The organism is Gottfriedia acidiceleris (assembly GCF_023115465.1).
Classification (GTDB): Bacteria; Bacillota; Bacilli; order Bacillales; family Bacillaceae_G; genus Gottfriedia; species Gottfriedia acidiceleris_B.
Window position 1 is genome coordinate 952,798 of record NZ_CP096034.1, and the last position, 25,155, is coordinate 977,952.

The 25,155-nt window shown below is 33.2% G+C and carries 21 protein-coding genes; 17 read left to right on the forward strand and 4 right to left on the reverse strand.

The features are described 5' to 3' along the window. Positions 1–21 precede the first annotated feature (21 nt). Together ytrI and MY490_RS04510 are read right to left on the reverse strand one after the other, a co-directional pair. On the reverse strand, positions 22–525 hold the full coding sequence (gene ytrI / locus MY490_RS04505) for a sporulation membrane protein YtrI (protein WP_084006968.1): 504 nt from the start codon (positions 523–525) through the stop codon (positions 22–24). Beyond that, complete coding sequence (locus MY490_RS04510) at positions 525–821, reverse strand: YtrH family sporulation protein (RefSeq protein ID WP_091023738.1); 297 nt, start codon at positions 819–821, stop codon at positions 525–527. The genes ytrI and MY490_RS04510 overlap by 1 nt, the downstream gene beginning before the upstream one ends. Positions 822–1,033: 212 nt before the next feature. On the opposite strand from MY490_RS04510, the gene dnaE reads away from it, so the two are divergent. The 7 genes from dnaE to MY490_RS04545 all read left to right on the forward strand — a co-directional run bounded on the left by dnaE (position 1,034) and on the right by MY490_RS04545 (position 11,409). Then, positions 1,034–4,378, forward strand: coding sequence for a DNA polymerase III subunit alpha (gene dnaE / locus MY490_RS04515; protein ID WP_248268172.1), 3,345 nt, complete (start codon positions 1,034–1,036; stop codon positions 4,376–4,378). A 137-nt stretch (positions 4,379–4,515) separates the two neighbouring features. Continuing rightward, positions 4,516–5,748 (forward strand): NADP-dependent malic enzyme, encoded by a 1,233-nt coding sequence (locus MY490_RS04520; protein WP_248268173.1) that lies wholly within the window; start codon positions 4,516–4,518, stop codon positions 5,746–5,748. Positions 5,749–6,117: 369 nt separating this feature from the next. Then, positions 6,118–6,918: an acetyl-CoA carboxylase, carboxyltransferase subunit beta gene (gene accD, locus MY490_RS04525; RefSeq protein ID WP_248269320.1), complete on the forward strand. Its 801-nt coding sequence runs from the start codon at positions 6,118–6,120 to the stop codon at positions 6,916–6,918. Continuing rightward, positions 6,918–7,874: an acetyl-CoA carboxylase carboxyl transferase subunit alpha gene (accA, locus tag MY490_RS04530; protein ID WP_432707036.1), complete on the forward strand. Its 957-nt coding sequence runs from the start codon at positions 6,918–6,920 to the stop codon at positions 7,872–7,874. Before accD ends, accA begins: the two co-directional genes overlap by 1 nt. A 244-nt stretch (positions 7,875–8,118) precedes the next feature. After that, on the forward strand, positions 8,119–9,078 hold the full coding sequence (gene pfkA, locus MY490_RS04535) for a 6-phosphofructokinase (RefSeq protein ID WP_069034601.1): 960 nt from the start codon (positions 8,119–8,121) through the stop codon (positions 9,076–9,078). Positions 9,079–9,157: 79 nt separating this feature from the next. After that, positions 9,158–10,912 carry a pyruvate kinase gene (gene pyk / locus MY490_RS04540; RefSeq protein WP_248268174.1) on the forward strand — a complete coding sequence of 585 codons (1,755 nt, stop codon included), beginning with the start codon at positions 9,158–9,160 and terminating at the stop codon, positions 10,910–10,912. 101 nt (positions 10,913–11,013) lie between these two features. After that, entirely contained in the window at positions 11,014–11,409 is a 396-nt protein-coding gene (locus MY490_RS04545) for an FxsA family protein (RefSeq protein WP_248268175.1), read from the forward strand. 100 nt (positions 11,410–11,509) lie between these two features. Here MY490_RS04545 and ytvI read toward each other — a convergent pair whose 3' ends face one another. Further along, the gene (gene ytvI, locus MY490_RS04550) at positions 11,510–12,622 is read right to left on the reverse strand and encodes a sporulation integral membrane protein YtvI (RefSeq protein ID WP_248268176.1); all 1,113 of its coding nucleotides are present in this window, start codon (positions 12,620–12,622) and stop codon (positions 11,510–11,512) included. Positions 12,623–12,745: 123 nt separating this feature from the next. Here ytvI and MY490_RS04555 point away from each other — a divergent pair, with 123 nt between their 5' ends. From MY490_RS04555 to mdh, 4 genes are all read left to right on the forward strand, one after another. Beyond that, positions 12,746–13,204, forward strand: a complete 459-nt coding sequence (locus MY490_RS04555; protein WP_129691821.1) for a DUF441 domain-containing protein — start codon at positions 12,746–12,748, stop codon at positions 13,202–13,204. Between the two features lie 171 nt (positions 13,205–13,375). After that, a complete protein-coding gene (gene citZ / locus MY490_RS04560) occupies positions 13,376–14,494 on the forward strand; it encodes a citrate synthase (RefSeq protein ID WP_248268177.1) in 1,119 nt (372 codons plus the stop codon). Between the two features lie 134 nt (positions 14,495–14,628). Continuing rightward, on the forward strand, positions 14,629–15,909 hold the full coding sequence (icd, locus tag MY490_RS04565) for an NADP-dependent isocitrate dehydrogenase (protein WP_248268178.1): 1,281 nt from the start codon (positions 14,629–14,631) through the stop codon (positions 15,907–15,909). Between the two features lie 36 nt (positions 15,910–15,945). Then, on the forward strand, positions 15,946–16,884 hold the full coding sequence (mdh, locus tag MY490_RS04570) for a malate dehydrogenase (protein ID WP_248268179.1): 939 nt from the start codon (positions 15,946–15,948) through the stop codon (positions 16,882–16,884). 57 nt (positions 16,885–16,941) lie between these two features. On the opposite strand, the gene MY490_RS04575 is transcribed toward mdh, so the two are convergent. Beyond that, positions 16,942–17,406: a phage tail protein gene (locus tag MY490_RS04575; protein WP_248268180.1), complete on the reverse strand. Its 465-nt coding sequence runs from the start codon at positions 17,404–17,406 to the stop codon at positions 16,942–16,944. 331 nt (positions 17,407–17,737) lie between these two features. Here MY490_RS04575 and MY490_RS04580 point away from each other — a divergent pair, with 331 nt between their 5' ends. From MY490_RS04580 to mutM, 6 genes are all read left to right on the forward strand, one after another. Next, positions 17,738–18,208, forward strand: coding sequence for a MaoC/PaaZ C-terminal domain-containing protein (locus MY490_RS04580; RefSeq protein ID WP_248268181.1), 471 nt, complete (start codon positions 17,738–17,740; stop codon positions 18,206–18,208). A 178-nt stretch (positions 18,209–18,386) separates the two neighbouring features. Continuing rightward, positions 18,387–19,103 (forward strand): response regulator transcription factor, encoded by a 717-nt coding sequence (locus MY490_RS04585; RefSeq protein WP_248268182.1) that lies wholly within the window; start codon positions 18,387–18,389, stop codon positions 19,101–19,103. After that, a complete protein-coding gene (gene pnpS, locus MY490_RS04590) occupies positions 19,096–20,862 on the forward strand; it encodes a two-component system histidine kinase PnpS (protein WP_248268183.1) in 1,767 nt (588 codons plus the stop codon). The genes MY490_RS04585 and pnpS overlap by 8 nt, the downstream gene beginning before the upstream one ends. A gap of 361 nt (positions 20,863–21,223) precedes the next feature. Next, positions 21,224–21,400, forward strand: a complete 177-nt coding sequence (locus MY490_RS04595) for a DUF4177 domain-containing protein (RefSeq protein ID WP_248268184.1) — start codon at positions 21,224–21,226, stop codon at positions 21,398–21,400. A gap of 238 nt (positions 21,401–21,638) precedes the next feature. Next, positions 21,639–24,266, forward strand: coding sequence for a DNA polymerase I (gene polA / locus MY490_RS04600; protein ID WP_248269322.1), 2,628 nt, complete (start codon positions 21,639–21,641; stop codon positions 24,264–24,266). 19 nt (positions 24,267–24,285) lie between these two features. Further along, positions 24,286–25,119: a DNA-formamidopyrimidine glycosylase gene (gene mutM / locus MY490_RS04605; RefSeq protein WP_248268185.1), complete on the forward strand. Its 834-nt coding sequence runs from the start codon at positions 24,286–24,288 to the stop codon at positions 25,117–25,119. Positions 25,120–25,155: the final 36 nt, after the last annotated feature.

A 25,155-nucleotide genomic window follows, 5' to 3' on the forward strand; every position in this document is an offset into this window, starting at 1 on the left:
AATCGAATACTAGCCTCTCATTTATTTTGTGCTTTTTATTTTTAATGTGATTTCTAATACGGTATCAAAGTAGATTGTATCTATTTCAAGTTTAAATCGGCGATCATCTTTAATATAAACTTTGTTTTCGATTGCACGTCTTAATAATTCCCGATTTTGGGAAACGCTTTTTATATCTTGAGTCAGTAAATTACTTAGGTCATCCTTTACATCAGTAACAAGTTGATTATTAGTAAAGGCATTTATATTGTATTGTTTGTAATTTAAAATTGTCACTTTGATATCCTGAACTGTTAAATTTCGTTTCTTTTCCTTGTTCATACGCTCCATATTTTCAATAAAGATATTTTTATCTCTTAAATATTGTTTATTGAGCATTTTCAATTCAGATATTTGTTTAACTTGCTCTTCTTCTGTCACACCATAAAAATAAATAAAGACAAGCCAACTAATGATAAACCCGAAAAAAATGCCTACAAAAAATTTTGCCCAAGCGTGGGAGAGTTGTTCTGGTGGGGCTTTCATTAAACATGTTCTCCTGTAAACCATTGGATAATGATTGTCCCTGTATGTGTTCCTCCCATAGCGGCTATAATCATGAAAATTTGCTTAATGAATTCGATTGTTTCTCCTTCAAATAATCCTTTTTCAAAACTATAGAATGTATCAAATGTTCCGCCAATCGCCCCAACAATTGCCCAAATTCGTAACTTCATTGATAAATCATACATGCTGCTAAGTGGTGGCTGTCCAATGACGTAGTAACCGATTGAACCAATTATCGATCCACCTATTATGATTCCTAATGAAATAAAATACATTGAAATCAATGCTGGTATAAATGGCAACTTAAGCTCCAATTGTCCTCACTCCCTCAATTAATATATATGGACAAAGTGTTATGTGTATGATGAGTATTAAAGTAAGTTTAAAATAAAAGATTTGTTTTAATGTTCACGAACAAAAATAGAATGTAAGTTCGTATTTTGTGATAGAATAGATTATATTGAAAAGATGGTAAGGAGGAATGTAGATGAGTTTTGTTCATTTGCAAGTTCAAAGTTCTTATAGTTTATTGCAAAGCGCATGTAAAATAGATGAATTAATTAATGCTGCTGTTAGAGAAGGACATCCTGCGCTTGCTATTGCAGATGAAAATGTCATGTACGGGGTAATTCCTTTTTATCATGCGTGTAAAAAAGCAGGGATTAAGCCAATTATTGGGGTGAAAATCTCAATTTTAATGGATGAACATCAGTCTTATCCGATGATTTTATTAGCGAAAGATTTGACTGGTTATCAAAACCTTTTAAAACTTACAAGTATAATAGGGACAAAATCACCAGAAGGAATTCCTAAAAAGTGGTTATCGGCATATAGTAACGGCATGATTGCAATTACGCCAGGTATTGAGGGAGAGATTGAAAACTTACTATTGAATGGAGAAATCGAAAGAGCAATTGTTCATGTAAAAGAGTATCAATCAATTTTCGATCACTTTTTTGTCAGTATTCAAGATCACGGTTTACCTGAAGATCGTTCGCTATATCCATTAATTAAACAAGTACAAAAAGAAACAAACATCAGTTTAGTTGTTACAAATGACGTTCGATATATTGAAAAAGAGGATGCACTTATACAAGATGCATTATTTTCAGTTAAAAATGGTACTAAGCTATCGGACGAATCAAGACCAAGATTACATTCAAACGAATATTATTACAAATCAAAAGCCGAATTATTGAAGTTGTTTTCTGACGAAGAAGAAGCATTTCAAAACACTATACATATTTCAGATATATGTGATGTAACGATTCCTTTTCATCAGCCATTATTGCCTAAGTATCCAGTACCTGATGGATATTCAACAATGGATTATTTAAAAATGGTTTGCGAAAAAGGCATGATTGAGCGTTACGGAGAAATAAATGATGAACTTAAACAAAGATTAGAATTTGAGTTAAATACAATCAATAAGATGGGATTTAATGATTACTTCCTCATTGTTTGGGACTTCATTAAATATGCACTTGAACAAGGGATATTTGTTGGACCAGGACGTGGTTCAGCCGCTGGATCTTTAGTGGCTTACGTATTAAAAATTACGAATGTAGACCCAATACATTATAATTTACTATTTGAACGTTTCTTAAATGAAGAAAGAATTACAATGCCAGATATTGATATTGATTTTCCCGATCATCGACGAGATGAAATGATTGATTATGTCGCTGCAAAATATGGTGATGTGCATGTTGCACAAATTATTACATTTGGAACATTAGGTGCAAAAGCAGCCATTCGAGATATTGCCAGGGTAATGGGGCTAACACCAACTGAAATAGATCGGTATTCGAAGCTAATTCCATCATCACTAGGAATTTCATTACAAGATGTTTATGAGCAATCAAAAGCTTTTAAAAGTCATGTTGAACATTCTGGTATTCATAAACGGATATTTGAGGTAGCTTGCCAAGTTGAAGGATTACCTCGTCATACAAGCATCCATGCAGCAGGTGTAATTATTTCTGAACTTCCCTTAACAAATGTTGTTCCGTTACAAGAGGGGAATCATGGAGTGTTTTTAACACAATATCCTGCAGAAATCCTTGAAGAACTTGGATTAGTAAAGATGGACTTTCTTGGACTACGTAACTTAAGTTTATTGGAAGATGTCTGTCGATTAATTTATGAAGCAAAAGGCGAAGTAATTAATTTGGAAGAGATTCCGTTACAAGATCTAAAAACATTTGAAATTCTTAGTAAAGGGGATACCTCAGGTGTATTTCAGCTAGAATCATCAGGTATGAGAAGGGTACTACAGCAATTACAGCCTAATCAGTTTGAAGATATAGTGGCTGTAAACGCGTTATATCGTCCGGGTCCAATGGAGCAAATCCCTAAATTTATTCAATATAAACATGGATTGGAGAAAGTTACGTATCCACATCCGGTTTTAGCAAAAATATTAAAACCAACATATGGGGTAATTATCTATCAAGAGCAAATCATGCAAATAGCTTCAACTCTTTCAGGATTTACGTTAAGTGAAGCAGATTTACTTCGAAGAGCTGTAAGTAAGAAGAAGAAGGAAGTTTTAGACAAAGAAAGAATTCATTTTGTAGAAGGTGCAATAGCTAAAGGTTATGATGAACAAGTTGCAAATGAAGTATACGATTTAATTGTCCAATTTGCTAACTATGGATTTAATCGGAGTCATGCTGTTGCGTATAGTATGATTGCTTATCAACTAGCATATTTAAAGGCGAATTTTCCTCTAGAATTTTATGCAGCACTTTTATCGAGTTTTATAGGAAGTGAAGAGAAAGTTTCGAATTATATTGGTGAAGCAAAATTGAAAGGGATCCCAATCTATCCACCTTCAATCAATAAAAGTCAATATGCATTTGTAGTTGAAGGAAATGGAATTCGATATAGTTTATTAGCTATTAAAAATATTGGAATGGCAACTGTTAGGGAAATTCTACAAAAGCGGCCATATAAAGATTTTTTTGAAGTGTGCATTAAAATTTCACCAAAAGCATTAAACCGAAAAAGTATAGAAAATTTAATTTTTTCGGGGTGCTTTGATGAGTTTGAGCTCGACCGTGCAACGCTATTAGCAAATATTGATATGATATTTGATTACGTGGATATAGTAAGACCTGAAAATGAAGATCAATTTGATTTATTTCTTGATGAAGATTTTGTGCCTAAACCAGAAATTATTAAAGTGGAGCCAATGAAAATTTCAATTAAGCTTGAACTTGAAAAACAGGCATTAGGTACTTATTTATCAGGTCATCCGATTAGTCAATACGAGAAGTTGCTTAATGAAAGTGATGCCGGGACTATTTCATCAATTATGATGAAGAAAGATACAGAGCATCTACTGTTCGTCTATATTAAGGATTTAAGGATTACAAAAACAAAAAAACAACAGCATATGGCTTTTTTACAAGTTGAAGATTTAAGTACTACAATTGATGCTGTTGTATTTCCGACTACATTTGAAAAATACCGTCATAAATTAAAAGAAAAAGAAGTAGTTGTAGTTAAAGCAAAAGTTGATGAACGGGATGAAAGAAAACAATTAATAATAAATGAAGTGCTTACAATCGAAGAAATGGAAGAAATAAACGATCAAAAGAAGTATACTTTATTTATTAAAATAACGGGACATACTAATAAAAATATTTCCTACACAATACAGCAAACGATCGCTAAGTTTAAAGGGCATGCGAAAGTTGTTCTTTACTATGAAGAAGATAAAAAAGCTGTTCAGTTATCTGAGCACTATTACGTGAATCCTTCTGTGAATTGTCTTTCGATGTTAAAAAATATAGTAGGGGATGCAAATGTTGTATTAAAGAAATAGACATTCTTCTCTAAACTATTTATTATTAACATACATGTGATATCATACAAAAAGAAAATTTTACCTTTTAAAGAGAAAATCACTAAGAAATATACAGTTGAAAAGTCAACTCGTCAACATTAGGGAGAGTGAATAGTTTGTCATTATTAAGTGAAGAAGCATTACATATGCATAGAGTACATCAAGGTAAATTAGAAACAGTTTCTAAGGTGCCAGTTACAAATGCTAAAGAACTAAGTTTAGCGTACTCACCAGGTGTTGCCGAGCCGTGTAAAGAAATTTACGAAGAAAAAAGCAGAGTGTATGAATACACAATGAAAGGTAATATGGTTGGTGTAGTTTCTGATGGGTCTGCTGTTCTTGGACTAGGTAATATTGGACCAGAGGCTGCATTACCTGTAATGGAAGGTAAGGCTGCGTTATTTAAAAGCTTTGCTGGTGTTGATGCATTTCCTATCTGCTTAAATACGCAAGATGTAGAGCTAATCATTCAAACAGTAAAATTGTTAGAACCTACATTTGGTGGAATAAATTTAGAGGATATTGCAGCTCCAAACTGCTTTATAATAGAAGAGCGCTTAAAGCGTGAAACAAATATTCCAATATTCCATGATGATCAACATGGAACGGCTATCGTTACACTTGCAGGTTTAGTAAATGCTTTAAAAATAGTGAATAAAAATATGGCTGATATTAAAGTAGTCCTAAATGGTGCAGGAGCGGCAGGTATTGCTATATTAAAATTATTGTATCGTTTTGGTGTTCGTCAGATTATTATGTGTGATACAAAAGGCGCGATTTACGAAGGTCGTCCAAATGGGATGAATAGCGTTAAAAGTGAAGTTGCAAAATACACAAATAAAGATAAAATTCAAGGTAGTCTAAAAGAAGTACTTGAAGGGGCAGACGTATTTATTGGGGTTTCTGTAAAAGGAGCAGTAACTCAAGAAATGGTTCGTTCAATGAATGAAAATCCTATTATTTTTGCAATGGCTAATCCTGATCCAGAAATTATGCCTGAAGATGCAAAAGAGGCAGGGGCTTTAGTAATCGGTACTGGTCGAAGTGACTATCCTAACCAAGTAAATAACGTTCTTGCATTCCCAGGAATTTTCCGTGGAGCATTAGATGTTCGTGCTACACATATTAATGAAGAGATGAAAATTGCTGCAGTAAATGCAATTGCAAGCTTAGTAAGTGAAGCTGATTTATCTCCAGATTTTATTATTCCAGCACCATTTGATCCTCGAGTGGCTCCAAAAGTTGCTGCTAGTGTGGCAAAAGCTGCAATGGAAACAGGGGTTGCGAGATTGAATGTTGACCCGAAAGAAATCGAAGAAAAAACAAAAAAACTAGCTTTAATTAAATAGTTTTATTACCAGATATCAATATTAATGGGGATAGTATTACAATACTAAAATTAAGTAATGTAGTACTATCCTTTTTTATCTGATATAATACTTAGATGTGGTAAAAAGTGCAGAGATTGTTGGAAATTAAAGGGATTTCATAAAAAATGCATAAATTAGTTTTTTAAGATTTTCTACAAATTTCAAGTTGATTAAATGATTGAAATGACGAAATTTAGCTGAATTTTATCGACAAATGTTAACAAAAAGTGTATAACATTTATAGTATCCTATTAGTATTTAGTACTAAAAAAGTTAGGAGGAATTAGGTTGCAAATAAAAGACTTATTTTCCAAAAAGAAAAAATATGCATCTATACCTTCAGAAGTAATGAGACAAGATTTACCTGACGGTGTTATGACAAAATGTCCTAAATGTAAAAAAATTAGTATTACAAAAGAATTAATAAAAAACCTAAAAGTTTGTAATAGTTGTGGATATCACCATCAAATGACAGCATTCGAACGAATCGAAAGCTTAATTGATGAAGATACTTTTGAAGAGTTTGATCACAATATGGTTTCTGCAAATCCTTTACATTTCCCTGATTACATAGAGAAACTTGAAGGGGATCGTAAAAAAACAGAACTTAACGAGGCGATTGTTACAGGAAAAGGAAAAATTGACGGAATTCCTGTTGTAATTGCAGTTATGGATGCAAGATTCCGAATGGGAAGCATGGGATCTGTTGTTGGAGAGAAAATAACTCGTGCAGTTGAGCAAGCCTCATCTGACGGTTCACCATTTATTATTTTTACTGCATCTGGCGGAGCTCGTATGCAAGAAGGTATTTTAAGTTTAATGCAAATGGCAAAAACTAGTGCTGCGCTTAAAAAGCATAGCGAGCTAGGTTATTTAGCTATTTCTATTATGACAAATCCAACTACAGGTGGAGTATCTGCTAGTTTTGCTTCTTTAGGCGACTTTAACTTTGCTGAGCCTGGTGCTTTAATTGGTTTTGCTGGTAGACGTATTATTGAGCAAACGATTCGTGAAGAACTACCTGAAGACTTCCAAACTGCTGAATTCCTTTTGAATCATGGTCAGCTTGATGCAGTCATTTCACGATTAGAATTACGTTCAAAATTATTTACAATTCTTAACTTACATCAAGGGGGTGTCTTGCAATAGTGGTTATGTTAGAATTCGAAAAACCGATTCATGAACTAAAGACGAAAATAGACGAGCTAAAGGTTTATACAAGTCAACATGATGTTGATTTTTCTGAAGAAATCAGACGTTTAGAAGAACGTTTAAAAACCTTAGAAAATGAAATATACGGTAACATGGGAGTTTGGGATCGTGTACAAGTTGCTAGACATCCAGAACGACCAACTACTTTAGATTATGTTAATAGATTATTTACGGATTTCTTTGAGTGTCATGGTGATCGATTATTCGGAGACGATGCTGCAATCGTTTCAGGTATCGCATCTTACCGTGGATTACCTGTTACTATCGTTGGACATCAACGTGGTAAAGATACAAAAGAAAATATAAAACGTAATTTCGGTATGCCACATCCAGAAGGGTACCGAAAAGCACTTCGTTTAATGAAGCAAGCAGAGAAATTTAACAGACCAATTATCGCGTTTATCGATACAAAAGGTGCATATCCTGGTAAGGCAGCTGAAGAGCGTGGACAAAGTGAAGCAATTGCCCGAAATATTTTTGAAATGGCAGGCTTAAAAGTACCTACTATTTGTATTGTAATTGGCGAAGGTGGTAGTGGTGGAGCGTTAGCATTAGGAATTGGTAATAAGTTACTGATGTTAGAAAACTCGACTTACTCTGTTATTTCACCAGAAGGTGCAGCAGCATTATTATGGAAAGATGCTTCACAAGCACGTAGAGCAGCTGAAACAATGAAAATTACAGCTCCAGACTTATTAGAATTAGGTGTAGTTGACCAAATTATTCCAGAAGTAAAAGGTGGAGCACAAAATGATGTTGAACAACAGGCTAAATATATCGATAAGTACTTATATGAAACATTAAAGTCACTTTTAACTATGGATAAAGAAGAGCTAGTTCAACAACGATATGAAAAACACGCAAAATTAGGGAAAATTTCTTTTAATCAATAATATTTAGTTTAACTTCTAGAGTGTGTGAAACAATATGTTAGCATGCTCTTTTTGTATTTTTTTTATAAAATTAGTAAAAAATAGCTATATGCTAAAAGATGTCGTCATACTTTTTAACAGTGTTTCATTCATTAATAAAAGTTTATGAAAAAGTTCACATTATTTCTATTGTTTAAATAGGCATTACATGGTACTTTATTAAAATGAATAAAGACATAAGGAAAATCATTGAGGTGAATACATAATGAAAAGAATTGGCGTATTAACTAGTGGAGGAGACTCTCCAGGAATGAACGCTGCTGTACGTGCAGTTGTAAGGAAAGCGATTTTCCATGGTCTAGAAGTTTATGGTGTATACCAAGGTTATTCTGGTCTTATTAATGGAAATATTGAGAAGCTAGAGTTAGGTTCTGTTGGTGATATTATTCATCGTGGTGGCACAAAACTACTTAGTGCTCGTTGTCCAGAATTTAAAACATTAGAAGGACAAATGAAAGGGATCGAACAGCTGAAAAAGTTTGGAATTGAAGGATTAGTTGTCATTGGTGGAGATGGATCATATCAAGGTGCAAAGAAGCTAACTGAACATGGTTATCCTTGCGTGGGTGTTCCAGGTACAATTGATAATGATATTCCAGGTACTGATTTTACAATTGGATTCGATACAGCATTAAATACTGTTATTGATGCGATTGATAAAATTCGTGATACAGCAACATCACATGAGCGTACATATGTAATTGAAGTTATGGGTCGTAATGCAGGTGATATTGCATTATGGGCAGGATTAGCTGATGGGGCAGAAACAATTTTAATACCTGAATGTGATTATGATATGGATGATATTATTAGTAAATTAAACCGTGGTAGTGAGCGTGGTAAAAAACATAGTATCATTGTAGTTGCAGAAGGCGTCGGAAGTGCAATTGAGATTGGAAAAGTAATACAAGAGCGAACTCACTTTGATACACGTGTAACAGTTTTAGGACATGTTCAACGTGGTGGTTCACCAAGTGCAGCTGATCGAGTTTTAGCAAGTCGTCTAGGAGCGAGAGCGGTTGAACTACTTATGGAGGGCAAAGGTGGACGTTGTGTTGGAATCCAGAATAATAAGTTAGTTGATCATGACATAATCGAAGCGCTATCTAAAAAGCATGAACTTGATCGAGATATGTATCAATTATCTCAAGAACTTTCAATTTAATTCGATAGATTAAATTGGGCAATCGATTTCATAAATTTCGTAAAAGTATAGAGTTTTATATAACTTTGGAGGGTAAAAAATGCGTAAAACAAAAATAGTTTGTACGATCGGTCCTGCTAGTGAAACGGTAGAAAAATTAGTAGAGTTAATTAATGCAGGAATGAACGTAGCACGTTTAAACTTCTCACATGGTTCTCATGAAGAGCATGCTGCAAGAATTACAAGTATCCGCGAGGCTTCAAAAAGAACTGGTAGAACTGTAGCGATTCTTTTAGATACAAAAGGTCCAGAAATTCGTACTTTAGATTTTGAAGGTGGCCAAGCAGAATTAAAAACTGGAAATGAAGTTATTATTACTACTGAACCGGTAGTAGGTACAGCAGAAAAATTTGCAGTATCGTACGAAGGATTAATTGATGACGTACATGTTGGTTCTAAAATTTTAATCGATGATGGATTAATAGGATTAGAAGTAATCGGAATTGAAGGAAATGATATTCGTACTAAAGTGTTAAACAGCGGTTTAGTAAAAAATAAAAAAGGTGTAAACGTACCAAATGTACGTGTGAATTTACCTGGTATTACAGAAAAAGATATAAGCGATATCGAATTTGGTATTGAACAAAATGTTGATTTTATTGCTGCATCTTTCGTTCGTAAAGCTTCTGATGTATTAGAAATTCGTGAGCTTCTAGGTAAACATGGCGCAGAGTATATTCAAATTATACCGAAAATCGAAAACCAAGAAGGGATCGATAATATCGATGAAATTCTTGAGGTTTCAGATGGTTTAATGGTTGCACGTGGAGATATGGGTGTAGAAATTCCACCAGAAGAGGTACCAATCGTTCAAAAACTATTAATTAAAAAATGTAATAACTTAGGTAAGCCAGTAATTACAGCTACTCAAATGTTAGATTCAATGCAACGTAATCCTCGACCTACACGAGCAGAGGCAAGTGACGTTGCAAATGCCATTCTTGATGGAACTGATGCAATTATGTTATCAGGAGAAACAGCAGCAGGTTCATATCCAATCGAATCAGTTTCAATGATGAACTCAATTGCGCTTCGAATTGAAAAAAGCTTACAATACGAAGAATTATTTAAAAAGCGTCAAAGAGAAAATAAAGGAACGATTACAGATGCAATTGGTCAATCGGTTGCAGCAACAGCTTTAAATCTAAAAGTAGCTGCAATTATTGCTCCTACAGAGAGTGGACATACTGCGAAAATGATTTCAAAATATCGTCCAAAAGCTCCAATTTTAGCTATTACATCTGACATACGAATTTGTCGTCGCCTAACTTTAGTTTGGGGAGTTCAAACTGAATATAGAGAAAGAGCAAACTCAACTGATGAAATGTTACAACATGCTATGGAAGCAGCTCAAGACGCTAAATTTGTTTCAAATGGTGATACTGTCATCATTACTGCTGGATTACCAATTGGTGAAACAGGTATGACAAATATGATGAAAATCCATGTAGTAGGTGACGTGATCGCTCAAGGTCAAGGTATTGGCCGCAAAACTGCTGCAGGAAAAGTTGTCATCGCAAAAACTGGTGAAGAAGCTGTTTCGAAAGTTACACCAGGAAGTATTCTTGTAACAAATAGTACAGATAGAGACATGATGCCAGCAATAGAAAGAGCAGCAGCTATTATTACTGAAGAAGGTGGATTAACTAGCCATGCTGCAGTAGTAGGTGTTAGCTTAGGAATTCCCGTAATTGTTGGAGTTGAAAATGCAACAAACATCTTTGTAAATGGACAAGCTGTCACAGTAGATGCTTCTAGAGGAATAGTTAGTACAGGACATAAAAGCATATTTTAAGATATAATAAAGAGAAGGACAAAGTTTCCTTCTCTTTATTTTTTGACATGCATAAGATTATTAAGAGATATTTTTAATTCTAAGCAAGAGGTGAAACTATCATGAAAAAACTGGTTGGTTGGCTATTGTTAATCCCATTAATTGATTTAATCTGTTTAACATTACTTAGTAGAGTAATTGGTTCCTTATCAGTATTTCTTTGGCTAATTGGTACGCTTTTGATTGGTATATATATCATGAGATCCGTTTGGGTTACAGTTAAACAACAAGCCGGAGAACAGATTCGGGCAGGTAAAATGCCAGATTTAATCATGATAGAGGGATTATCATTTTTCCTAATTGGTCTCCTATTTTTTATTCCAGGACCAATTACCGACTTACTAGCAATCGTGTTGCTAATTAAACCAATTAGAATAAAATTTGTTCAACAACTTATTTATTTTGTAATGAAAAAGCTAAAAGGTAATGTTGTTTGGACTGGATTTATAAAGAAATAAACATTGATAATGAATAAGATTTTTTATAAGAGGCAAAAAACGAGAAAGCAGTTAGCTTTCTCGTTTTAATTTGCACAGAAATAAAAATTTGATTTTCAGCTTAATTCGAACCTCTAATATAATACCAAATTTCATGGAAGACTCTTGCTCGATACAAGGTTGATAAAATTACTAAAGTTACTGGACCTGCTATCAATCCTAGTAAACCAAAAAATTTAAAACCAACAAATAACGAGATTAAAGTAGGAAGTGGTTGTAATCCAATATTTGAAGATAGAACTTTTGGCTCTGCAAGTTGACGTTGGACAATTACAACACCATATAAAATTGCAAGACCAATCGTTAATTTATAATCGCTAGACAAAAACGTATATAAGATCCATGGTACGAAAATTAAGCCAGTTCCTAAGTAAGGAAGTAAGTCGATGAAACCGATTAAAATAGCGATCGTGATAGCAAAAGGAATTCTTAATATTAATAATCCGATTAAGACTAGCACTGTCGTCATAGAAATAAGAGTGATATGTGCTTTTATAAAACCAAATAAAGCTTTTCGTAAATCAATAAAAATTGTTTTGCTGTAATGTTGAATTCGATCTGGAGTATATTTTGCGAATAAATTTTTTATTTTGTACCAATCTTTACTAATAAAGAATGTTGCTAATAAAGAAACGAATATTAAAGTAGCAGTATTTGGTAATAAAGCAATTACTAATTTAATTCCTACAATAATTCCGTTTAATGCTTCTTTTCCTAGATTAATTGCAGAATCGCCAATTGATTGTATATTTGTACGAATCGTTTGCTGTTGACCAGCACCAAGTTGACTATATTTACTCATAATTAAGTCATATAAAGGAATGACCTTATCAGTAACAATATTTTCAACAAAATAAATTAATCGCTCGAAGCTTTCGGGAACAACTTGAATTAAATAGGTTGAACCTGAAATTATTTCCGTAATTAGTAATGTAAATAATCCTCCTAGAACAGCTAACAGTAAAATAATTGATAAAAATGCTGCTATTCCTCTTGGTATTCTTGCTTTTTCGTTTAATAAATTTACTAGTGGATTTAAAAGGTATGCAACGATAAAAGCAATGATGAAAGGGTATGTAAGTTTTGAGATGAATAGTGCCACGTAAAGACCTAAAATAGTACATGCGATTACAAATAAAAACCGAATAATCTGAAAAACTAAAGTTCTATTCAAACTTTTACCTCCTTCCAAAGTGAAATGAGTCCTCTTGTCTTATTTTATCAAGAATTATTTTTTTATAATAGTAAAGTTTGATAGTATTTATTAATAAATTATACATTAAGGGGATAATAACAAATGAGTGAATCGACAATATTTCTCTTAGTTTTATTATTAATTGGTGCAATCGCTAAAAATAACTCTTTAATTATTTCAATTATAGTATTGTTAGTACTAAAATATACTCCTCTAGGAGACCGAGTATTTCCGTATATGCAATCAAAAGGTATTAATTTAGGCGTAACGATTATTACGATTGCGGTATTAGTACCAATCGCGACTGGTGAAATCGGTTTTAAAAATTTGATTGATGCATTAAAAACGCCTGTTGCTTGGATCGCACTACTCTCTGGTATCGCTGTGGCTCTTCTGGCTAAAGGTGGAGTACAATTATTAGCTACTAGTCCACAAATAACAGCAGCATTAGTACTAGGTACTGTACTGTCTGTAGCGGTATTTAAAGGGGTTGCAGTAGGGCCTTTAATTGGAGCTGGAATCGCATATCTATTCATTTGGATTGTAGAATTAATTAAGTAATTGCATAATAATTATATTTTAGTAAATTGTTTTCATTCACAAAAGTCAGATTATTGTTTATAATAAATGATAGTAGGGTTCCTTTCTATGTATACTCGGTATTTTATAAGAGTTATACCAGTATATGTATTAAATACTAGGGAAATTTTTGCGTAAAGGAGAGAGGGGAATATGACAGTTAAAAGTGGTTTAGAGGGTGTTGTAGCAGCTACGACTTCTATAAGTTCTATTATTGATGATACATTAACGTATGTAGGTATCGGTATTGATGAATTAGCAGAATATGCAAGTTTTGAAGAAGTAGTATATTTATTATGGCATCGCAAATTACCAAATAAGGATCAACTTAAAAAACTTGCTTCTCAATTAGCAGATAATGCTGAATTACCAGAAGAAGTTATTACTTACTTAAAATCAACTAATTTAAAAAATGTACATCCAATGTCTGTACTACGTACAGTTATTTCAATGCTTGCATTGTATGATAAAAATGCTGAAGCAATGGACTCAGATTCAAATTATCTTAAAGCAATCCAACTTCAAGCTAAAATTTCGACATTTGTGGCAGCGTTTTCTCGAATTCGTCAGGGGCTTGAACCAGTCGCTCCTAATAAAGATTTATCATTCGCGGCTAACTTCTTATACATGCTAACTGGTGATAAACCTAATGCAATTGCTGAAGAAGCAATTAATAAGGCTTTAGTACTACACGCTGACCATGAATTAAATGCTTCAACATTTACTGCACGCGTTTGCGTAGCTACATTATCTGATATTTATTCAGGTATTACAGCTGCAATTGGAGCTTTAAAAGGTCCATTACACGGCGGCGCAAATGAAAGCGTTATGAAAATGTTAGCTGAAATCGGTGAGATTGAAAATGTTGAATCGTACATTCAAGAGAAAATGGATGCTAAAGCTAAAATTATGGGATTCGGACATCGCGTATACCGTGGTGGGGACCCACGTGCGAAACATTTAAAAGAAATGTCTCGTCAATTAGGTGCAATTACTGGAGAGTTAAAATGGTACACAATGTCTGAAAAAATTGAAGAACTTGTTACAACTCAAAAGAATATTCCACCAAATGTTGATTTCTACTCTGCATCTGTTTATCACAGCTTAGGAATTGAACATGATTTATTCACTCCAATCTTTGCTATTAGCCGTATGTCTGGCTGGACTGCACACATTTTAGAACAATATGAAAATAATCGTATTATTCGTCCGCGTGCAGATTATACAGGACCAGAGAAAAACTCTTACATTCCAATTGAAGAGCGTGCATAAAGAAGTAATTGAATACTTAAAATAGTATTTAATATTCGAACAATAGTGGTATAGTAAAGAGAGGAAGAGGAATCTTCCTCTCAAAAGCATGTATTTTAATGAATTTAACTTATTTATACAAGGGGGAGCATGTAATGCAAGCTGAAAAAATTACATTAGTAGACGGCCAATTAAACGTGCCAAACAATCCAATTATTCCTTTTATTGAAGGCGACGGTACAGGCCCAGATATTTGGGCAGCATCTTCACGTGTTTTAGATGCAGCTGTTGAAAAAGCATATAATGGTAATCGTAAAATTGAATGGAAAGAAGTTCTTGCTGGTGAAAAAGCATTTAATGTTACTGGTGAATGGTTACCTCAAGAAACTTTAAATTTAATTCAAGAGTACATGATCGCAATTAAAGGACCTTTAACTACTCCAGTTGGTGGTGGTATTCGTTCATTAAACGTTGCTCTACGTCAAGAACTAGATTTATTTGTGTGTTTACGTCCTGTACGTTACTTTGAAGGTGTACCTTCACCAGTTAAACGTCCAGAAGATACAGATATGGTAATTTTCCGTGAAAACACTGAAGATATCTATGCTGGTATCGAATATGAAAAAGGTTCTGAAGCAGTTCAAAAAGTGATTGAATTTTTACAAAAAGAAATGGGTGTTAATAAAATCCGTTTCCCAGAAACATCTGGTATCGGTATTAAACCAATTTCTGAAGAAGGTACAAAACGTCTTGTACGTGCAGCAATTAATTATGCAATTCAAGAAAACCGTAAATCTTTAACTTTAGTTCATAAAGGTAATATCATGAAATTTACTGAAGGTGCATTTAAGAACTGGGGTTATGAAGTTGCTGAGCAAGAATTCGGCGATAAAGTATTTACATGGGCAGAATACGATCGCATCGTAGAAACAAGCGGTAAAGATGCTGCAAACAAAGCAATGGATGAAGCTGAAAAAGCTGGTAAAATCCTAGTAAAAGACAGCATTGCTGATATCTTCTTACAACAAATTTTAACTAGACCACGTGAGTTCGATGTAGTAGCTACAATGAACTTAAATGGTGACTATATTTCTGATGCACTAGCTGCTCAAGTAGGTGGAATTGGTATCGCTCCTGGAGCAAATATCAACTACGAAACTGGACATGCTATTTTTGAAGCTACTCATGGTACAGCACCTAAATATGCTGGACTAGATAAAGTAAACCCATCTTCAGTTATTCTTTCTGGAGTATTAATGCTTGAGCATATGGGTTGGAATGAAGCAGCTTCTATGATTCTTAATTCAATGGAAAAAACAATCGCTTCAAAAGTTGTTACTTATGACTTTGCTCGTCTAATGGATGGAGCTACTGAAGTGAAATGTTCTGAATTTGCAAACGAATTAATTTCAAATATGGAATCAGTTCTTGTATAATTAAATTGTGTTTGTAAACAAAAGGGAGGTATTTATATGTCAATTCGTAGACGTAAAATTTCCGTGGTAGGTGCTGGGTTTACTGGTGCTACAACAGCTTTCTTGCTTGCACAAAAAGAATTAGGGGATGTAGTAATAGTTGATATTCCACAACTAGAGAACCCTACTAAGGGAAAAGCCTTAGACATGCTTGAAGCAAGTCCAGTTCAAGGATTTGATGCTAATATTATTGGTACTAGTGATTATGCTGACACAGCTGATTCAGATGTAGTAGTCATCACAGCAGGTATCGCTCGTAAACCGGGTATGAGCCGCGATGATCTAGTATCAACAAACTCAAACATCATGAAAGCAGTTACTCGTGAAATCGTAAAATACTCTCCTAACTGTACGATAGTTGTTTTAACTAATCCGGTTGATGCAATGACTTATACAGTATACAAAGAAGCTGGTTTTCCTAAACACCGCGTTATAGGACAATCTGGAGTTCTTGACACAGCTCGTTTTAGAACCTTCGTAGCTCAAGAATTAAATTTATCTGTTAAAGATATTTCTGGATTTGTTTTAGGTGGTCACGGAGACGATATGGTACCATTAGTGCGTTATTCATATGCTGGTGGTATTCCATTAGAAAAATTAATTCCAAAAGATCGTTTAGAAGCTATTGTAGAACGTACTCGTAAGGGTGGCGGAGAAATCGTTAATCTACTAGGTAACGGAAGTGCTTATTATGCTCCTGCCGCATCTTTAGTAGAAATGGTTGAAGCTATACTTAAGGATCAACGTCGCGTGTTACCTACAATCGCTTATTTAGAAGGCGAATATGGGTACAGCGGTATTTACTTAGGAGTTCCTACAATTATTGGCGGAAACGGTATTGAACAAATTATCGAATTAGATTTGACTGCTGATGAAAAAACAGCATTAGATCGCTCAGTTGCTGCTGTTAAAAACGTTATGAACGTTTTAGCTTAAAAAGAAGACCCACAAGGTAATTTCTAATTACCTTGTGGGTCTTTTCAGTTTTAAGCTTTAATATTCACCTTTAATGACAAAATACGAGCCACGAATCGTTCCAGCTAGTTTAGACTTCTGCCTAGCAAACTTAAACTTCTCTACTAACTCCGATGGAATTTCCATTCCTTCAGAAAGTTTAAAACCAACTGCACGCTTTTTAGGATCATCAACCGTATACATAACGTTGACCGAAAGTCCATCCTCATAAAAGACGTAGGTAAATTTAATATTTTCTACTTGAAAACGTGAAGTTTCTAAAGGTTTAGCAGCGAATACGATATCACGTTCTTCTTTCAAAATTCGGTTAACATAATCAAGTGTCTCCTGACTTTCACTAGCAGGTACAACCGTAAATTCATGTTTGTACTTGTTCATAAAATAACGAGCTTCATTAGCGCGTAAGCCAGCAAGTGCATCGACTACTGGGGAAGACTCTAAACCAACCGTAGACACATTTTTAAAATCAACTGTATAGGACATGCCCATCTCTCCTTTTCACTTAGCCAAACTTTAATATAACTATCTTATCTATTAAATTATACCAAAAACTTATGTTTCTGAAACGACGTTTCACGATATAAGTATGTACAAGTTTTTTATGCAACAAACCATATGATTTTCAAGCAATGTATCGGATTTAAAAGTCGTAACTAACTGGAGTATTTAGAAAGATAGAATTTTATCTTCCATAAGGGGGAAAATATGGACAGAAGAATATTAAAATTTTTTTATAAAAATTTTGCCGATTAAGAAGGAATTTTGCTGTTGTTTATCGAATTTTTAAAATATTAAGATAAACAGGGGGTTTAATATGTTAACTAAAAAAGCAAAAATCGGGCGAAAACTTGAAGACATTTCAATTGGTGAAAAGTTAATTGTAACAGAACATATTGATGAAAAACATATTTACTTATACCTGGCTCTAACAGGCGATACAAACCCATTATATACTCAATATAACTATGCTTCTCAAACAAAATATAATAAACCGATTGTTCCAAGTTTTATTATAAGCGGGTTAGTCTCTGCTGCAGTTACAAAACATTTACCTGGCCCAGGAAGTCATATTATTAAAAAAGAACTTCAATTCGATCAACATATATATCACAATGAAACAATTTCAATTCATTTTGAGGTAGTCGAAATTAACTCAGATTTAAATGAAGTATGTATTAATGTAAGCGTTTTAAATAAAACACAAACAGAAATTGCTAATGGGAAACTGACAGTTATTCCACCAACGGTAAACCAATCGAATGCTCTACTATATGAAAATTTTTAACTTAAAGAATGTCAACTGACATTCTTTTTTTATTGTTTTACCTTTGTATGAAACTTTTCTATCCCTGCTTTTTACGTTTTACGTTTGATAGAATTTTTAGTATGATTAAAAGTAGATATAGATAAATTAAATAGGATCAAAATGGATGAGGGTTAAACAATACCTGGAGGAATATGAAATGAACAATAAAATTCTTGTAGTTGACGACGAAGAGCATATCTTAACTTTAATCAAATTTAACTTAGAACAAGCAGGCTTTCAAGTTGTTACAGCTACTGATGGGGAAGAAGGTTTACAAAAGGCTGTAGAGGAAAAACCAGAATTAATTGTTCTAGATTTAATGCTACCTAAAAAAGATGGTATGGAAGTATGTAAAGAATTAAGACTTCAAAGAAATACGACGCCTATTTTAATGGTTACAGCAAAAGATGATGAATTTGATAAAGTATTAGGACTTGAACTTGGTGCAGATGATTATATGACAAAACCATTTAGCCCAAGAGAAGTCGTAGCTAGAGTTAAAGCTATTTTAAGAAGATCTAAACTTACTGAGACACCAGTACAATCAAACGAAGATGCGGATACTTTAATAATAGCTGATTTAAAAATTCTACCTGAGTATTATGAAGCATATTTCCAAGGTGAAAAATTAGAGTTAACACCTAAGGAATTTGAATTATTATTATATTTAACGAAAAATAAAGGTAGAGTATTAACTCGAGATCAATTATTAAGTGCCGTTTGGAATTATGATTTTGCAGGTGACACTAGAATTGTCGATGTTCATATTAGCCATTTAAGAGAAAAAATTGAACTGGACTCGAAAAAACCAGTTTATATAAAAACAATTCGTGGATTAGGATATAAATTAGAGGAACCAAGATTAAATGAGTAATCTAAACCGAAAATTGCTCTATGGATTCTCTGCAATCATAATCGTTATTCTTGTTATATTAGGAATCGTGCTAGGTCAAATATTTAAATCGTTTTATCTGACAAACTATGATCAAAGAATTGAGAAAGAGACGAATTTAATTGCCTCAATAATGGAGTCGAATACCCCATTAACAAAGAATATTTCTAATCAAATGTTAAAAAAGATATCTAAGGATTTAAATATCGATATAATTTTATTTGATGATCATTATAATCTTATCGCTAAATCTAGCAATGAGAATTTGGAATTGAATATATCATCAAAGAATTTAAAAGCTTATCTAGAACGACTTGATAAAGTAGATTCTGCAGCTAAATTTATCGAAAAAGATTCTGCTGCTAAATATTACGGCAAGAAAATAACAGATAAAAACGGTAATAAGCAATTTTTGATTGTTGATTATTCAACTAAGTCAATCAAGGAAGTTTACCGAAGTATTTCGATGTTATTATTTTCATTATTAGGTTTTGTTTTATTTGCCATCATAATTTTACTGATACGATACTCGCATCAATTTTCAAAACCAATTGAAGATATTACACAAGTTGCGATTGAATTATCCAAAGGGAATTATAAAGCTAGAACATTAGCCGAAAGTAATGAATCGACAACAATGTTAAGCCAAGCAATGAATGTACTCGCAAAAAATCTACAAGAAATGACTAGTCAACAAGAAATGCAGCAAGACCGATTAAACACATTGATCCATAATATTGGTAGCGGAGTTGTTTTAATTAATAGTAGAGGTCATGTAAACCTAATTAATAAAACATATCGAGAAACGTTCAAAATTGACTCCAGAAGTATACTGGGTGAGCTATATTATGATGCATTTAAACATAAAGAAGTTATTGAAATTGTGGAAGAAATTTTTCTAAAAGAAATAAAAGTTAGAAAGCAAATCATTCTACCATTATCAATTGAAAGAAAACATTTTGAAATATATGGTGCACCAATTATTGGGATAAATCACGAGTGGAAAGGAATCGTTCTGGTTTTCCATGATATAAGTGAATTAAAGAAATTAGAGCAAGTTCGAAAAGATTTTTTTGCAAATGTATCTCACGAGCTTAAAACGCCAATTACCTCTATTAAAGGGTTTACTGAAACTCTACTAGATGGTGCAATGGAAAATGATGAATTATGTAAAAACTTCTTATCGATTATTTTAACGGAAAGTGATCGTATGCAGACACTTATTCAAGATTTATTAGACCTTTCAAAAATTGAGCAACAGAATTTTAAATTAGAACTAGCAGAAGTCTCAGCAAAACAAGTTATTGAAGATGTACAGCAGATGCTTAATCAAAAAGCAGAAGAGAAGAATATAGACTTCAAATTATACATGAATAGTCCGTTAGTCGTATATGCTGATGCGTTAAGATTAAAACAAGTAATTATTAATTTAGTTGATAACGCAATTCACTATACTCCAGCTGGTGGTAAAGTATTTATTACTGCCTCCGAGACAAATGATCATATTGTTTTAAAGGTCAATGACACAGGAGTCGGAATTGGGAAAGAGGACATATCTCGTATTTTCGAACGTTTTTACAGGGTAGATAAAGCAAGAAGTAGGAACTCAGGAGGGACAGGCCTAGGACTAGCAATCGTAAAACATCTTGTCGAAGCTCATAAAGGCAAAATCGAAGTTGAAAGTAAACTAGGCCATGGGACATCATTCATTGTAACATTAAATAAAAATATTTCGATGTGACATTTACATTGTTTTTACATTGTATTTATTAATAATTAATAAAAAATTGTTATAGTTATGATGAAAACCCCTTCATCCAAGGAGTTGTCTTAAACCGGGAGTAGTTATACTTCCGGGATTTTTTATATTTAATACTGTTTTATTTTTTCTTTAAGGTGTCCATACTAGTGGATACCTTTTTTATTGCACTTTAAGATAATTGGTAGCTAGTAATCACCAATTTTAGGAATAAAGTATAAGTGCTACTACGCCTCTACTAAAAGACTTGTCAGTCGCCGAGTTTTCTTTTTTTGATCATATTACTTTTATAATTATTGGGGAAATTATGAGTGTTGAATCATACATCGGAGGGTGGATACAGATGTACGAATACGAATTTGTAAAAGTTAACACGAAATCATCAAATCGACATTATTATGATGTAGTTGGGAACTATGCTAAGAGTGGCTGGCGCCTTCATCAGGTTGTAAACAATCAGCAATCAATAGAAGGTTCATGTGTTGAACTAATTTTTGAGCGAGAAATCGACTTAAATTAATTACAGAGGTAGTCTTACGATTCATTCTTAAAAGTCATCATTATTCAACTTTAATCTCAAGTGAATAAAAACTTTTAATATGCATGAATCAAAGACGACCTCTTTTTCTTTTATGAATAGTTCGTGTTAAAATGGTAAGAGCAAGGAATGAGGAAACGATTAATTTCTTAAAAAGATAAAGTATGAAATAAAAATTATACATAAAAAGATAGTGAGAATTGTAATAGGAAGGGGATCTATTTTGAAGAAGAAATTGGTTTTAATTGATGGGAATAGTATTGCCTATAGAGCTTTCTTTGCATTGCCTCTTTTGAGTAATGATAAAGGTGTACATACAAATGCAATTTATGGGTTTACAATGATGTTAATGAAGATTCTTGAAGATGAGAAACCAACCCATATGCTTGTTGCATTTGATGCAGGGAAAACAACATTTAGACATAGTACCTTTAAAGAATATAAAGGTGGAAGACAAAAGACTCCACCAGAGTTAAGTGAACAGTTTCCACTTGTTCGTCAGCTATTAGATACATACGGAATTGCACGTTATGAATTAGAGAATTATGAAGCGGATGACATAATTGGTACACTTGCAGGTCAAGCTTCTAAAGATGAATATGAAGTAAAGGTTATCTCAGGTGATCGAGATTTATTACAACTAGTTGATGACCGTATTACAGTAAGTATGACTAAAAAAGGTATTACTGAAGTTGAAGAATATACTCCTGCAGCGATTCATGAAAAGTATGAGATTACACCTGATCAAATTATTGATATGAAAGGATTAATGGGTGATAAATCTGATAATATTCCAGGTGTACCAGGTATTGGGGAAAAGACTGCAATTAAACTTTTAAAACAATTTCAAACAGTAGAAGGTCTGTATGAAAATATAGAGGAAGTAAGTGGAGCTAAGCTACTTCAAAATTTAAGTGAAAATAAAGAACAAGCCTTAATGAGTAAGCAATTAGCGACAATTAATAAAAACTCACCAATTGAATTAACTTTAAATGACACAACGCTTCCTGAAGCCGATACGAATAAAGTTGCGGAATTTTTTAAATCTCTTGGATTTACATCATTATTAGCTAAATTGGACATCAAAGAATCGATTAAAGATCTAGAAGAGATTAACTATGAAGTACTAGATTCAATTGAAGAGAAACATCTAGCGAATCATTCAAGCTTAATCGTTGAAATGATCGGAGAAAATTATCATACAGAAGAAATTCAAGGATTTGGTCTTTCAAATGAAAAAGGTCATTTCTTTATTCCAACAGCTGTAGGGTTAGAGTCGGATTTATTTAAAAAATGGCTTGAGGATGAGCGTGTTTATAAAAATGTATATGATGCAAAAGGTGCTTATGTTGCACTAAAGTGGAGAGGAATTAATTTAAATGGTGTTAATTTCGATCCGTTACTTGCTTCATATATATATGACCCGGCCCAGTCTAATAAAGAATTTGCTGATATTGTAAATAGTAGAATAGATTTTTCAATTCAAACTGCAGAAACGATTTATGGTAAGGGTGCAAAGCAAACTAAGCCATCAGATGAAGTTTTATCAGAATTTATTGTTCGGAAAACAATTGCTATTAGTAAATTAAAAGAAACATTAGAAGAATCATTACGAAAAAACAGTCAATTTGAACTACTAACCGAATTAGAATTACCATTAACTTTTATTTTAGGTGATATGGAATTTGAAGGGGTAACAGTTAGAGAAGAGACTCTTCGTACGATGGGTTCAGAACTAGCTAATACGTTAAAAGAGCTTGAAGAGTCTATTTATGAGTTAGCTGGTGAAAAATTCAATATTAATTCACCAAAGCAATTAGGTGTTATATTATTTGAAAAGTTAAATTTACCATCTGGTAAAAAAACAAAAACTGGTTATTCGACTTCTGCTGATGTACTTGAAAAATTAGAGGCAGAACATGAAATCATTCGATTAATTCTCCACTATCGTCAAGTTGGGAAATTAAATTCTACTTATGTAGAAGGTTTATTAAAAGTGATAAATGAATCAGATTCTAAGGTTCATACACGATTTAATCAAGTATTAGCACAAACTGGTCGCTTAAGTTCAATTGATCCTAACCTGCAAAACATTCCTATTCGTTTAGAAGAAGGTAGAAAAATTAGAAAAGCTTTTGTCGCATCTAAAAAAGACTGGCTGATCTTTGCTGCTGATTATTCTCAAATTGAATTAAGGGTATTAGCTCATATAGCACAAGACGATAATTTAATGGATGCATTCAAAAATGACTTTGATGTTCATACAAAGACTGCAATGGATGTTTTCCATGTTAGTGCTGATGAGGTAACAAGTAATATGAGAAGACAAGCAAAAGCTGTTAACTTTGGGATTGTCTATGGAATTAGTGATTATGGATTATCACAAGGGTTAGGAATTACAAGAAAAGAAGCGTCTATATTTATTGAAAAGTACTTTGCTAGTTTTCCAAAAGTAAAAGATTATATGTCAGATATTGTTCAAAAGGCTAAACTAGAAGGATTTGTAAGTACTATTTTAAATAGACGTCGTTATATTCCTGAAATTTCAAGCTCAAACTTTAATGTTCGTGGATTTGCTGAAAGAACAGCGATGAATACGCCAATACAAGGTAGTGCAGCAGATATTATAAAGAAGGCTATGATTTTATTAGATGAGCGTCTTAAAGTAGAAAAACTTCAGGCAAAATTAATTTTACAAGTACATGATGAATTAATATTAGAAGCTCCAAAAGAAGAATTAGTAATTTTAGAAAAAATTGTACCAGAAGTAATGGAACACGCAGTCGAGCTAGTAGTGCCATTAAAAGTTGATTATAATTTTGGAGATTCTTGGTTTGAAGCAAAATAAATAGATAGGATGACTTTGTATGCCTGAATTACCAGAAGTTGAAACGGTCAGACGAACTTTACTGGATTTAATAGTTGGGAAAACAATCTCAACAGTAATCGTTTCGTGGGGAAAAATAATAAAGAAACCTAATGAAGTAGATGAGTTTCAAATTTTACTAAAAGGTCAAACAATAGAAAATATAAATCGTCGAGGTAAGTTTCTACTTTTTCAACTAAGTGATTTTACACTTGTTTCGCATTTAAGAATGGAAGGGAAATTTCGTGTGTTCCCAGCGGATGAACCCGTAGCATCTCATACTCATGTTCGATTCCTATTTGAAGATGGAACAGAACTTCGGTATCAAGATGTTCGTAAATTTGGCACAATGCATTTATTTAATAAAGGTGAGGAGAATGAGGGACCACCACTTGCTAAATTGGGTCCAGAGCCATTTTCCGATGAATTTACCGCGGATTATTTAAGAAAAAAGCTAGAAAGTACAAACCGAAAAATTAAAATCGTTTTATTAGATCAGGAGTTAGTAGTCGGTTTAGGCAATATTTATGTCGATGAGGTTTTGTTTAAGGCTAAGATTCATCCGGAAACACCTGCATCATCATTAAAGCCTAAACAAATAAAAATACTTGCCGAATCCATTACAGCAACTTTACAAGAAGCTGTGGATTTAGGTGGAAGCACAATTCGTTCTTATGTAAATTCACAAGGTCAAATAGGAACTTTTCAAGATATCATAAAAGTATATGGCAGAAAGGGTTTAGAGTGTCATAATTGCGGCCAACCAATAGAAAAAATAAAAGTTGGCGGCAGAGGTACTTCTTTTTGCCCAGTCTGTCAGCCTAAAAAAAATTAACATAAGGTACCTCTCTTTCATACTATATCAAGAGTA

Bases quoted from the DNA above. Each gene is read 5' to 3' on its own strand.
- MY490_RS04580 (WP_248268181.1), top strand. From the start codon at position 17,738: ATGTTAACTAAAAAAGCAAAAATCGGGCGAAAACTTGAAGACATTTCA.
- MY490_RS04545 (WP_248268175.1), top strand. From the start codon at position 11,014: ATGAAAAAACTGGTTGGTTGGCTATTGTTAATCCCATTAATTGATTTA.
- pfkA (WP_069034601.1), top strand. From the start codon at position 8,119: ATGAAAAGAATTGGCGTATTAACTAGTGGAGGAGACTCTCCAGGAATG.
- mdh (WP_248268179.1), top strand. From the start codon at position 15,946: ATGTCAATTCGTAGACGTAAAATTTCCGTGGTAGGTGCTGGGTTTACT.
- ytrI (WP_084006968.1), bottom strand. From the start codon at position 525: ATGAAAGCCCCACCAGAACAACTCTCCCACGCTTGGGCAAAATTTTTT.
- MY490_RS04585 (WP_248268182.1), top strand. From the start codon at position 18,387: ATGAACAATAAAATTCTTGTAGTTGACGACGAAGAGCATATCTTAACT.
- citZ (WP_248268177.1), top strand. From the start codon at position 13,376: ATGACAGTTAAAAGTGGTTTAGAGGGTGTTGTAGCAGCTACGACTTCT.
- pyk (WP_248268174.1), top strand. From the start codon at position 9,158: ATGCGTAAAACAAAAATAGTTTGTACGATCGGTCCTGCTAGTGAAACG.
- MY490_RS04575 (WP_248268180.1), bottom strand. From the start codon at position 17,406: ATGTCCTATACAGTTGATTTTAAAAATGTGTCTACGGTTGGTTTAGAG.
- mutM (WP_248268185.1), top strand. From the start codon at position 24,286: ATGCCTGAATTACCAGAAGTTGAAACGGTCAGACGAACTTTACTGGAT.
- pnpS (WP_248268183.1), top strand. From the start codon at position 19,096: ATGAGTAATCTAAACCGAAAATTGCTCTATGGATTCTCTGCAATCATA.
- MY490_RS04595 (WP_248268184.1), top strand. From the start codon at position 21,224: ATGTACGAATACGAATTTGTAAAAGTTAACACGAAATCATCAAATCGA.
- MY490_RS04510 (WP_091023738.1), bottom strand. From the start codon at position 821: ATGTATTTTATTTCATTAGGAATCATAATAGGTGGATCGATAATTGGT.
- icd (WP_248268178.1), top strand. From the start codon at position 14,629: ATGCAAGCTGAAAAAATTACATTAGTAGACGGCCAATTAAACGTGCCA.
- accD (WP_248269320.1), top strand. From the start codon at position 6,118: ATGAGACAAGATTTACCTGACGGTGTTATGACAAAATGTCCTAAATGT.
- dnaE (WP_248268172.1), top strand. From the start codon at position 1,034: ATGAGTTTTGTTCATTTGCAAGTTCAAAGTTCTTATAGTTTATTGCAA.
- MY490_RS04555 (WP_129691821.1), top strand. From the start codon at position 12,746: ATGAGTGAATCGACAATATTTCTCTTAGTTTTATTATTAATTGGTGCA.